General features: G+C 39.8%; 10 protein-coding genes. 2 read left to right on the forward strand and 8 right to left on the reverse strand.

The window, feature by feature from the left end:
- The first annotated feature begins 290 nt into the window (after positions 1–290).
- Entirely contained in the window at positions 291–2,003 is a 1,713-nt protein-coding gene (locus tag SporoP32a_RS01395; protein ID WP_085426277.1) for an ABC transporter ATP-binding protein, read from the forward strand.
- Between the two features lie 75 nt (positions 2,004–2,078).
- Here SporoP32a_RS01395 and SporoP32a_RS01400 read toward each other — a convergent pair whose 3' ends face one another.
- From SporoP32a_RS01400 to SporoP32a_RS01415, 4 genes are all read right to left on the reverse strand, one after another.
- Positions 2,079–3,305 carry an AI-2E family transporter gene (locus SporoP32a_RS01400; RefSeq protein ID WP_085426278.1) on the reverse strand — a complete coding sequence of 409 codons (1,227 nt, stop codon included), beginning with the start codon at positions 3,303–3,305 and terminating at the stop codon, positions 2,079–2,081.
- Positions 3,306–3,508: 203 nt separating this feature from the next.
- A complete protein-coding gene (locus tag SporoP32a_RS01405; protein ID WP_085426279.1) occupies positions 3,509–3,967 on the reverse strand; it encodes an OsmC family protein in 459 nt (152 codons plus the stop codon).
- Positions 3,968–4,141: 174 nt separating this feature from the next.
- The gene (locus tag SporoP32a_RS01410; RefSeq protein WP_085426280.1) at positions 4,142–4,990 is read right to left on the reverse strand and encodes an aldo/keto reductase; all 849 of its coding nucleotides are present in this window, start codon (positions 4,988–4,990) and stop codon (positions 4,142–4,144) included.
- A 166-nt stretch (positions 4,991–5,156) separates the two neighbouring features.
- Positions 5,157–6,212 (reverse strand): dipeptide epimerase, encoded by a 1,056-nt coding sequence (locus tag SporoP32a_RS01415; RefSeq protein WP_085426281.1) that lies wholly within the window; start codon positions 6,210–6,212, stop codon positions 5,157–5,159.
- Between the two features lie 245 nt (positions 6,213–6,457).
- Between SporoP32a_RS01415 and SporoP32a_RS01420 the strand changes: the two genes are divergently transcribed.
- Complete coding sequence (locus tag SporoP32a_RS01420) at positions 6,458–7,825, forward strand: MDR family MFS transporter (protein WP_085428951.1); 1,368 nt, start codon at positions 6,458–6,460, stop codon at positions 7,823–7,825.
- Positions 7,826–7,949: 124 nt separating this feature from the next.
- On the opposite strand, the gene SporoP32a_RS01425 is transcribed toward SporoP32a_RS01420, so the two are convergent.
- The 4 genes from SporoP32a_RS01425 to SporoP32a_RS16655 form a co-directional block, all read right to left on the reverse strand.
- The gene (locus SporoP32a_RS01425; protein WP_198166201.1) at positions 7,950–9,299 is read right to left on the reverse strand and encodes an S-layer homology domain-containing protein; all 1,350 of its coding nucleotides are present in this window, start codon (positions 9,297–9,299) and stop codon (positions 7,950–7,952) included.
- A 159-nt stretch (positions 9,300–9,458) separates the two neighbouring features.
- Complete coding sequence (locus SporoP32a_RS01430) at positions 9,459–11,123, reverse strand: cbb3-type cytochrome c oxidase subunit I (protein WP_085426283.1); 1,665 nt, start codon at positions 11,121–11,123, stop codon at positions 9,459–9,461.
- Positions 11,124–11,135: 12 nt separating this feature from the next.
- Entirely contained in the window at positions 11,136–11,603 is a 468-nt protein-coding gene (locus SporoP32a_RS01435; RefSeq protein WP_085426284.1) for a cytochrome c oxidase subunit II, read from the reverse strand.
- Between the two features lie 12 nt (positions 11,604–11,615).
- Positions 11,616–11,768 (reverse strand): hypothetical protein, encoded by a 153-nt coding sequence (locus tag SporoP32a_RS16655; protein WP_157129914.1) that lies wholly within the window; start codon positions 11,766–11,768, stop codon positions 11,616–11,618.
- Between the last annotated feature and the right edge of the window lie 731 nt (positions 11,769–12,499).

Raw genomic sequence — 12,499 nt, forward strand, 5'->3', positions numbered from 1 at the left:
GGAAAGAACTTTCTCATTAGTAGTATGAACATCGCTTGAAACCGTGAAGTTTCTGCGTTTTCATAGCATCCAGCTTTCTTGATCCATCATCTTTTTTAATCATTCCTTATTATCTCACGTTGTAAACACTTTTGCATACTACAAACAACATGTATGTTCACAAATATTAGAGTGTTTATTCTCAATTAGATGTGTTTTTCATCGTATTTCACCTATTTCATTCTCAATTAGATGCTTTTTTCAGAACGTTCTCTTATACTAGGAATACTTCAAACGAAAGGAATTACTACATGATTACACAATTCTTCGCTTATTATAAGCCACATCGTCGCTTGTTTTTGATCGATTTTTTCAGTGCGATTTTCGTAGCACTTCTTGAACTCGCATTTCCTCTCGCCGTTCAGTGGTTTATCGACGGACTCCTACCGTCCGGTGATTGGAATAAAATTGTCACCATCAGCTTTTTATTATTACTTGTTTATCTAGTCAGTACGTTTCTTCATTATATCGTCAGCTATTTAGGGCATAAGCTCGGCATCAATATCGAAACAGATATGCGCCGCGAATTGTTCGAACATGTACAGAAGCAATCATTCCGTTTTTTTGACAATACGAAGACCGGCCATATTATGACGCGCATCACGACCGATTTGTTCGATATCGGCGAACTCGCCCATCACGGACCTGAAGATGCATTCATTGCGATCATGACTATTCTTGGCGCTTTCGGCTTAATGTATTCAATCAATCCCGAACTCGCGTTAATTGCGATCGTCATGGTTCCGCTACTCGCGGTCGTTGTGGCTTTCTCAAATAAACGGATGAATGCAGCGTGGCATAAAATGTACCAAAATATTGCAGATGTCAATGGTCGAGTAGAAGATTCGGTTTCAGGATCACGCGTCGTGAAATCCTTTACGAATGAAGACTTCGAATTGCGCCGTTTCCAACAAGACAATGACTATTTCCGCTTAGCTAAACTAAAAGCGTATAAAGTCATGGCGTGGGCGACGTCTTCGATGTACATGCTTACACGTCTCGTAACTCTCGTCATTCTGATCGTCGGTGCGTGGTTCACGGTCAATGATAAGTTAACGTACGGTGAACTCGTCAGCTTTATTTTATTCAGTAATATTTTGATCAAACCGATCGATAAAATCAGTGCGTTGCTTGAGTTATATCCAAAAGGCATGGCAGGATTCAGTCGTTTTCGTGACTTGATCAATCAAGAGCCTGAAATTAAAGACGCGAAGGACGCTGTTGAAGTTGCTCATTTACACGGTGATATTACTCTTTCTAATGTAACATTCGGATACGATGAACAGCGTCCTGTCTTACGCAATATCGATTTAACGATTCAGGCAGGACAAACCGTTGCGTTCGTCGGTCCGTCCGGTGCAGGAAAGACGACGATTTGTTCACTAATTCCCCGTTTCTATGAAGTCAATGAAGGCTCGATTTCCATTGATGGAATGGACATTCGCAATATGACGCAAAAATCATTACGAGATCAAATCGGCATCGTCCAACAAGATGTGTTTTTGTTTACAGGAACGATTCGTGATAATATTGCGTACGGTAAATTGCACGCGACGGACGAAGAAGTGTATGAAGCGGCAGAAAAGGCCCATCTTACCGACTTGATCAGCAGTATGCCGAACGGTTATGAAACACAGATCGGTGAACGCGGATTGAAACTGTCAGGCGGTCAAAAACAACGGCTGGCAATCGCCCGCATGTTCTTAAAAAATCCACCCATTCTTATTTTGGATGAAGCGACTTCCGCACTGGATACGGAGACTGAACGCATCATTCAACAATCGCTCGAAGAATTGGCAGTTAATCGCACGACACTCATCATTGCACATCGTTTGACGACGATCCGCAATGCCGATCAAGTCATCGTCATGACGGAAGACGGCATTGAAGAGCAAGGAACGTATCAAAGTTTACTCGAGCAAAACGGGACATTCGCTCAATTACATCAAGCGAACCAAGTCTAACTGAACATGAAAATACCTGTGCATAACGTTCGTGATGGTTTGATCCTCACAAACGTTTAACGCACAGGTATTTTTTTATTTCTTTTTCTTCCTGAATGATCGGACTTTCTTCCGCTTCTTCGCAATCGGCGCGCTCGGTTCAGGTGCCGGATTGTACGCAACGGTATATAAGCCCGAATAGTCTTGGTACCACGCGAAAATATGCTGGAATATTACTTTCAGTACTGCATAAGCAGGTATTCCAAGAATAACTCCAGGTACTCCGAATAGTTTACCCGCAGTCAGTAGGACGATAATAATCGTCACGGGGTGGATTTTTAAGTTACTGCCTAAAATTAAAGGCTGAATCAAACGACCTTCTAGTAATTGTTCAATAGCGAAAACAATTAGTACTTTGACGAGCATGAACGGTGATGCAACAATCGCGACAATGACAATTGGGATCATCGCCATAAATGAACCTAAATACGGAACCAAATTCAATAATCCTGCCACAATGGCTAATAACACCGCATATTCGAGACCGATAATCGCGAATCCAATCCAAAATATTAATCCTACAAAGAAAGCTACAAGCAATTGGCCACGAATATACTGGCTGATTTGCGTATTGATTTCTTTCAGTAAATTATACATCGGTATCCGAGTCTTCGTCGGAAGTAATTTCATAACGTGATACGGTAAACTGCGTCCATCCTTCAATAAAAAGAATAATAAAATCGGCATCGTCACTAAAGCGATGACTAGATTTGTAACAGTCCCCACTACGCTACCGATTCCTGAGAATGTGGAATCCATCACTTGGTTCGCTTGCTCCGAAATGGACTTGATGACATTGGCATTGACATCGGCCAATTGTGTTTGCAATTGCGAAAATATCGTGCTATTTAATAAATGATCTATCTGTTCGATTAATCGATTCCAATAAGTCGGCCAGTTTTCAATCAAACTAATAGTCTGTTCACGTATGATTGGAATCAGAATAATAATGCCCCATACGACCAAGCCGATAATCACTAGAAAGACGGTAACGATTCCACCGATACGTGGAACTTTTTTTCTTTCAAGCCAATCAATTAAGGGATTCAGTAGATAAAATAAAATCCCCGCCATAATTACTGGCAATCCAATCACACTGAAAAACTCTTTTACGGGATGCAGAAGGTAGGTAATCTTTGAAAAGAGTAATAAATTCGCTAGTAGCAATAAAGTAATCAATAAAATCGCAACGACTTTATTATCTAAAAACCATTTGCGGAACCATGTCGCCATGCCTTTTAACTTAGCTCTCTCCTGATCCATTGGCTGTACCCCATTCCTTTTTCTAGATGTGACATGCTGTATGTATAGTATACAACGTTAAGAGAAAAGCAGTTAGTAATACTATCTTTCATAATAGTTGTTTGCCTATTAGCAAACAAAACTAAACTTTGTTTGCTAACTGGCAAACGAATGCACAAATAAAAAACGTCTGCACCCATACATCTGGTACAAACGTTGAATAATTATTTCTTAATCCATTTAGACTCAAGCGAAATTCCCGCATCCGCAAATAAATTATACACTGGACATCTTCTCTCTACTTCAGCTTTCAATTGATCGATCGCTTCTTGTGATTCATTCGTGGTGATTTCACAAACAAAGCGTACTTTTTGGAAATGTGTTTTCACACCTTCTTCTCCCATCAAGCCACGCGCATCTACGATTCCTGTTGTATCAAAATCAATTGCAGTGAATGTGAAGTTTTGTTCTGTCGCAATTAAAGGGATCATGACCGCTTTACAACCATTCAGTGCAGCTGCGATAAATTCGAGTGGATTGGCACCGGTATCCGTTCCGCCCAATTCTACTGGTTCATCCATCGGAAACGCTTCGAAATTACGAATGCTATGCGTTGAGCGAACGCCTTGATCCCACTTCGCTGTTGCGGCAATCTTAACTAATGTACTGTTTTTCGTCGACATATACCCATCTCCCTTTAATCCTTAGTAATATAATATGTATTGTAGCATATAAGGTTGTGAAATGTAATAGAGTATTAAGAATTCTTTTGCATAGAAAAACACCTGTAGAAAAAACAGGTGTTTCTGCTTCTCATACAGGTGGTAGTCATTTGTTTTTTATCAAAAAATATTCAATCAATCAAACTCTTCATATTCATTCGGATGTTGTCCTTCCACTCTTCCAGCTTCACCTTTATCCAATGCATCAATTTGTTTCATATCTTCTTCGCTCAGTTCAAAGTCGAATACATCCAGATTAGCTTTTTGATGAGCGTATGACGAGGATTTCACGACAGTCAATACGTCGTTCTGTAAGTTCCAGCGAATAATGATTTGTGCAGGTTCTTTGTTGTATTTTTCAGCGATCGAAACAATGGTTTCATTTGTTAAGACGTCATTTAATTCACGACCTAAAGGACTCCAAGCTTCTGTTACGATTCCACGGCTCTTATTGTATTCAACCAATTCATTATTGTTAAAGTACGGATGACGCTCGATTTGGTTGGTCGCTGGTGTGACGCCAGTTTTTTCAATGATTTTCTCCAAATGCTCCGGCAAGAAATTCGATACGCCTATCGTCTTGATCAGTCCGAATTTCTGTGCATCGACTAACGCTTGCCATGCTTCTTCATATTGACCTTGTTTTGGAAGCGGCCAATGAATCAAGTATTTATCAAAGTAGTCGAGACCTAGACGATACAGCGATTCTTGAATCATGAGTATCGCTCTGTCGTAACCGTGTGAATGTCCGGGAAGTTTCGAACTGATGATCAATTCCTCGCGAGGAGTAGATGAACGTCGAACGGCTTCGCCTACCATGCCTTCGTTGTTGTAGTTAGTGGACGTGTCGATGAGTCTGTAGCCTGCTTCGATTGCGGATAATACGGACGTGACACCTTGTGCACCTTTAACTTGTACAGTTCCGAATCCAATGGATGGAAGGCTCGTTCCGTCATTTAATCGCATCGTTTGTAGTTTTTCCATTTTACTCAAACACCTTTCATTTTTATTAATTGTACTTGTGTAGATACTCTATTTATCTTCCCTGCGTAAACGCAAATAAACATTTCTACATTTCTGACGCTTTCTATCGTGCACATCTAAAAAGCACCCACGCGGAAATGCTCCATGCATGGGTGCTTCTGGGTGATTATACTTTGCTTATACCTGGCTGTGTAGACAAGGTGATGTCTTCCCCCACATATTTCATGAATTCTGGCTGTTCTTTCAACCACAAAGGGGCATCCAGATCAAAGTATCGTACATTAGGATGAGCTACTGCAAAATGTGCTGCCGCCGCTACCGATTGGTCAGATTCCATCATGCTGCCTATCATGCAATGAACACCAGCTGTTTCAGCAATACTGGCAATTTTCAACGCATTGGAGATCCCTCCACACTTCATCAGCTTGATATTCAATAAATCAATATATTTTCCACTAACTAACTTTAGCGCATCATGCGGAGAGAATAAGCTTTCGTCTGCCATAATCGGAATATTGACGTTGTTCGTAACAAATTTTAATCCTTCCAAATCATGTGCAGCGACTGGCTGTTCAATGAATTCTATATTCAAATTTTCACGTTCCATTTGATTGATTAACTGAACAGCTTGTTTAGGCGTCCATCCTTGATTGGCATCTAGGCGCAACGTAACATCTGGCGGTATAACGGCACGTATTGCAGAAACTCGAGCCATATCCAATTCCGGTGCGGAGCCGACCTTTACTTTCAAGCTCTTAAACCCAGAATCCACATTTTTTATCGCGTTTTTTGACATAATTTCAGGTGTATCTACCCCAATTGTCATACACGTTTTCAAGTGTTTATGATTTCCTAAATAACGATAGAGCGGAATTCCCAACAACTTACTGTAAGCATCATACATCGCGATATCTGCTGCTGCTTTGGCACTTGTATTTCCTACGCAACTAGTTTGGATATCCATCAATAAGGATTGAAAATTATCCATATGTTGATTTAACAATATTTTTTTTATTGGACCCAACAAAGCAGCTTGGATACTTTCAGTTGAATCTCCTGTAATTACCCACGTAGGAGCGGCGGATCCCATACCTACCACCCCATTTTCCAAATGAATAGTTACTTCAATACTGTCGATTTCAGTCGCTGTCCGAAGAGCGGTTTTAAATGGTCTTTCAAGAAGAATGTTACGACATGTGACTTCTACATCTAGTATTCTCACGCAATCTCTCCTTAGATATTTAATTAAGTACTAATTTATTTAAACGAGTATGTTTACATCATGCCGAAACTAATAGACCTAAACCTATCGTGTACAGTGCTATACTATTTCCCAGGTTATAGTTACATGTTATACTGCTCTAGCGGCATAATGAATTTGCATGCAAGCTTGTTTAATTTATTGTTCTAGAAAGGAAGTAACTCGTGTCATCATTACAAATTGTTCAAGTACGTCATCCTAAAGCTATGGCTTTCACTCTGATGTTCGGAGCCTTTATTGGGTTGTTTGGTGAAACAGCATTAAATATGGCTCTGACAAATATTATGGCCGATTTCTCGGTCAACTCTGCTACCGCTCAGTGGTTGACAACAGGATACTTATTAACGCTCGGTATTCTAGTACCTGTGTCTTCTCTCTTAATTCGGTGGTTTACAACGAAACAATTGCTCGTTGCGTCTTTGGCCTTTTCCATAGCCGGTTCATTTCTAGCGGGGTTCGCTCCGAGTTTTGCCGTGTTATTTATAGGTCGTGTCGTGCAAGCGATAGGAACAGGAATATTATTACCATTAATGATGAACGTTATTTTATTGATATTCCCAATCCATAAACGCGGTGCCGTTATGGGCGTCATGGGGCTTGTGATCACGACAGCTCCTGCGATTGGACCTGCGTTGTCCGGATTGATCGTGGATACACTCGGTTGGTCATATATCTTCTGGGTCAGCTTGGTGTTTTATGTAGGATTGATCGTATTCGGTCTCAAACAAATTGACAACGTCTCACAAATCACGAAGCCAGCGATTGATATCGTTTCGATTGTATTATCAACAGTTGGATTTGGCGGAGTCATTTATAGTTTAAGTACTATGGCAGAAAAGTCTTTAACATCTGCATACGTATATCTTCCATTAGTAGTCGGTTTAGTCTCCCTATCATTATTTGCGGTAAGGCAGTTCAAGATGAAACACCCGATGATTAATTTACGTGTGTTTAAATATCCGATGTTCACGTTAGGGGTCGTGCTGTTGTTCATCGGCATGTTTTTAATTCTCTCTTCAGCCATTTTACTTCCTCTGTATATGCGAACATCTTTGCTCGTCAGCGCAGCAGTCGCAGGATTTGCTTTGCTGCCAGGTAGCGCTATGAACGCATTATTGTCTCCCATCATTGGCATGCTGTCGGACAAGTTCGGTGTCAAAAAAATCTTACCGATTGGCTTTTTATTTACAGCGGTCGCAAGTGTGTTATTTATCGTCATTATTTCGGCTGAAACGCCTATTTGGCAAGTGGTCATCGCATTCCTAATCTATTTTGTAGGCATTTCTATGATTATTATGCCTGCTCAAACAAATGGGTTAAATGAATTACCGCGCGAACTTTACGCGGACGGCTCAGCTGTCATGAATACTTTACAACAAATCGCAGGCGCTACAGGAACAGCGTTGGCGATTACATTTATGATACATGGGCAAAATGTATTTTTAGAAACTTCACCTAGTGCTTCGGCTGCTGAAATGATTGCGGCGGGTACGAAATATGCGTTCTACTTTATCGCTGGATTTGCTATTGTTGGATTCATAGCGTCATTGTTTGTGAAACGGGTTCGGGTGTAAGTAGACAAGTTATGTATATAGAACGTAAAAAAGACCGCTAATTTAACTAATGATTAGCGGTCTTTTCTATTATATAGTCTTATAAAAGTATCTGCATCTTAATGGCCGTTACATAAATGCTCCCTCACTTCTTAAACACATATTTCTTCCCATCTTGGCCTGTTACGATCAACTGTGTGTCAGATACAGACATATGTTTCCCTTGAATACTTGATAATTTACTCGTCTTCTTATCCAGCAAGCTGTACTTATAAATACCTGTTTTATTGAAATAATACATCGTGGAATGATCGTACAGCACGGATGCATTGTTTTGATTTTCATTTGGAATAAATGATTTTTCTTTCGGATCTTCGTAAAATAGGATTCTTGCATCAAAATCGTGTTCTTTTTTTCTGTCCGATCCATTCATTGCGACAGAGTTGAGTGTCAACTTACTATCTTTTGGGATGTTAGGCGTTCGGTAATAGTCTCTTTTCGTTGCTTCATTTGTATAATAGATGCGATCATTCCAAATAAATACGTTTCGCATCGTCTCACCGAAAAGGGAAGACATAATCATAGAATCTTTCGGCCCCGTAAAACGCTCTGTTTTCGTCCGTATGATACCATACTCCATCGGTAATTCTGAAGCTTGGCCGATTGCACGTAAATAGGGAATGAATACTTCATCATTATAGACAATTACATCAAACCAATCTTCCATATAACTAACCCAAACCCCGTCGACGGGTTCGAAATTTTGCTTACTCAAGATTATTTCACTTTTAGCCGTTTTTAAATCTTTTTTCACCAATCCATTATTTATATTGTATGAAAAGCCATTCTGCTCAACTGTTTTTCCTTTCTGGCTGACATATGAATGGTAACGACTGAGTTTCATCGAATCGTCAAGCGCTCGTGTCAGAAATGCCGAAAACTGTGCGCGCGTCACCGATTGAGATGGCATGTATTTGCCTTCTGATCCGCCAGCAATGCGATGTTTAGCAATACCGTTAATGTCAGCATACGCCCAGTGCGCCGGAACTACATCAACAAAAGTCGGTTGACTGTCAAACGGTATATTGAATGAACGGCGTAAAATGGCCGCCATCTGCGCACGTGATGTATTTTCCCCTGGACGCATTAACCCATGGTCTCCACGGAGAATTCCTTTTTCATTTACCGTCGCGAGAATTTTATAATAAGGGGACTTCTTTGAAACGTCTTTAAACACTACGTTTGGATTTTCCACGAGTGGAATCTTTAGAGCTTTGATCAGCATGGCGGATGCTTGTGCTCGTGTGATCGGTTCATTCGGTTTGAATGTACCGTCTGGGTATCCTCCAATAATGTTGCGGTCATATAAATACTTGATTTCTTTTTGTGCCCAGTGGCCATTCATATCTGTAAACTCTGCTGCATGTGCTGGAAACGGCATGGCTGGAACTATGAGTAGTAATGCGATGAACGCCGCTATAAGTTTTTTCTTCATCTGTTTCTCTCCTTTATCCGTCATATGTGCTGTGTACTTTCATCACTTATGCACCGTACAGACGGAGAATTTCAGAAAAAGTTTCAAATAAAAAATACCAAACCCCCAATTATGTAGGGGCTTGGTATATAAATAGTTCTCGTTTAGTAAATAACATGTTTACCAAGTGACAAATGGTGGTGATCCGGGTGGTGCATTTTGTATCATATCCACTAGAGGGATCACATAACCGAACGCGACAATGACCAGCATGATAATAATCCATACAGTCCATCGTTCTGTCCACTTCGGTGTCTCACTTGCGTTTTCTTCACCTTGGGCAATTGGAAATTCTGTATTTCCTTTTGGTGCGAAGAACATTAAGTTGAAGACGATATAGACAATCATCACGAGGGCTATAGTTAATAATGTTCCACCGACAGCTAATAATAGTAAGTATGGATCCCAACTTGCAGCCGTTGCACTATCGCCATACGTTGTGTAAGAAGTTCTTCTTGGAGCACCAAGTAGACCTACCGTATGCATTCCTCCGGCCATGAATACCATTCCAATAGTCCAAATGAGTGTTTGAATTACGCCTAATTTATTCATTGCTGGCGTCAGTGTCCGTTTGGATAAATAAGGTATTAACCAATACATTGCACCGAAGAAAGTCAACACCGCTGTCACTCCGACGGTTATATGGAAATGACCTACAACCCAAAGCGAATTATGAACGACTTGATTCAATTGGTTCGCGTTTTGCGCTATTCCGCCAGCTCCACCTGGAATGAAGAAGATCATCGCAATCATAGGGGCTAGGAAACGAACATCTCCCCAAGGCATTTTCTTAATCCAGCCGAAGACTCCTTTTGCTCCTTTTTTCTTGCCGACACGAGCGAATACGAAGAACATCGCAAATGCGGTCATTAAGGACGGGAAGCCGATTACCATGCTCATTAGCGCATGTGTAAGTTTAATTCCTTCTGACATTCCTGGGTCAACAATTTGATGATGAAAACCGCCTGGAATATTCGATACGACTAACAAGATGACAACTACTCTCGTTAATGTATCACTGAATAAGCGCCCACCAATCACTTTCGGTACGACGACATACCATAATGAAACTGCCGTTAAGTACCAAATGTTTACAAACGTATGTCCGAAGCTCCAAAATAACGTTCTACTGAGCATAACATTAATTGTTTCCGTCCAACCAAACGCCCATGGGATCAGCATTAACACTTCTGCTGTTACACCAAGGCTTCCGAAGAATAGAAGAATAAATACACCCATCGCAAAGAATCCTAGTAACGGTATATGTTTGCCACGATTTCTTTTTCTCCACTTAGCGATTTGGGTGAATCCACCAAACGCAGCAATCCAAATCCCTGCGACTACAATAAATAAGCCGACATAGAACCAAGGAGATGCTTTCATAGGCGGATAAAATGTATACATCACGGATGCGTTCCCCATTACGACTTGCGTAACGACGAGTACTACTCCTACCAGCATAGTGATGAGAGAAATCCACCCCATCTTCCTAACGATCGGAAATAAACCGTCCATCGTGTGAGAAAGTATCGAGTAAAAATAAGCAATTACAAACAACACAGAGAACACTAAAACTAATAAAATACCATGTGCAGTTAAGACTTGATAGTAATTAAAGTTTGTGGGTAGTTCAAGTAATCCTGCACGGTTAAGTCCTTGAAGTAAACCTAACAGTCCACCTGCCAACAAGGTGATAAAAGCTATGGAGAAATACATTAACGTAAGACGAGAGTCTAGTCTATTACTTCCTGACATAGTACTGATTTTATTTTCAATTGTTTCCATTTGATTCACCTCCTATTTCACTATGATTTTCATGCTCATCAATTGATGTCCGACGCCACAATATTCATTACAAATGGCTAAATATTCACCAGGTTTCTTAAACTTTTGTTTCGCTTCTTGAATATGTCCTGGCATGATCATGGCGTTTAAATTTGTACCAATTACTTGGAAGCCATGCATGACATCTATAGAAGTCATTTTAAAATGAACAGTTGCGCCAGCAGGTATTTCAATTATATTTGGCTCAAACGAAAAGGCGCGTAATATCATGACGACTTCGTATTCGTTATCGCCAATCTTTGAAATTCCGGGATTATCAAACGGTGCTGTCTCTTCGACTTTTTCTGGATCAATCATGCCTACACCGCTTGGCGGGCCTTGGCCTAATGCAAAAGTCTGGACTCCACTATAAACTACTGCGATGACCAACATAGAAGCTGCTAAGAAAAGCCAGATTTTTTCATATCGATGCATTTTCATTTGAATACCTCCTTATAGTCGTACTGAAAAGAAAATAAATAATAGTACCCAAAACAAAGCGATTCCGCCTCCAACAAACAGTATAGAAGCATACATAGCATTTCTGAATGAACTTTCATCCACTACTTCCTCATTGTTCACTCGTTCGTTTGGTGAATTCTTCATTTTATCCCCCCTTAATAAGTGGTTGACGCAAATACATAAAGCAAATCTACGATGTCTGCTCTATGAGTGATGAACCATAATACTATTGTAAAATCAATTCAACTTACCTCTTTTAAAAAATCATAAGTTTCTTGTACACTACTTATAGGCAAGTAACTATTGATAATAGTATAAACATAACATAGATTACAGAAATATTGTATTAATTAAAAGATTATTCTGTTAATTTTTAGATCATTTTTACTATATAAGAATAATTATTAATAGGTTTTAAATTTTTAGATTAGTGGTTACCTAGAATGATTTTACCGTTTTCATTTTATGTATAATGAGTGATTCAGCCATCGCATCAGTTGTTCCCTTACCTATTTTTAGTATTACGTAACTCCTAGCTTTAGTATGAAACAAGTAGCAGACTTACACCTTGATGTGCATCAAGTTTTTATATTCAAGTTCTCAACACGATTAATTAAAAACATTTGAGCGCATTAGGTAAGTTTCTTGTGAATGTACTTTAATTGGATTTTTATATAGCCCCAAAAAACGTATTACTTCCTTTCTGTTATGTAACAATAGATCAACGTACAAACAGAAAAATCCGCAAATAGTTTCATTGTATTGATCATATATTTATAGTCAGAAGCAGATTTGTTCGATAGTGAAAATAGCGCCAAGTCCCAACACTATTATCATCGCAAGTAAATTTGCTATGATGGTGTTATTCCTACTGA

The sequence above is a fragment of the Sporosarcina ureae genome, assembly GCF_002109325.1.
Classification (GTDB): domain Bacteria; phylum Bacillota; class Bacilli; order Bacillales_A; family Planococcaceae; genus Sporosarcina; species Sporosarcina ureae_C.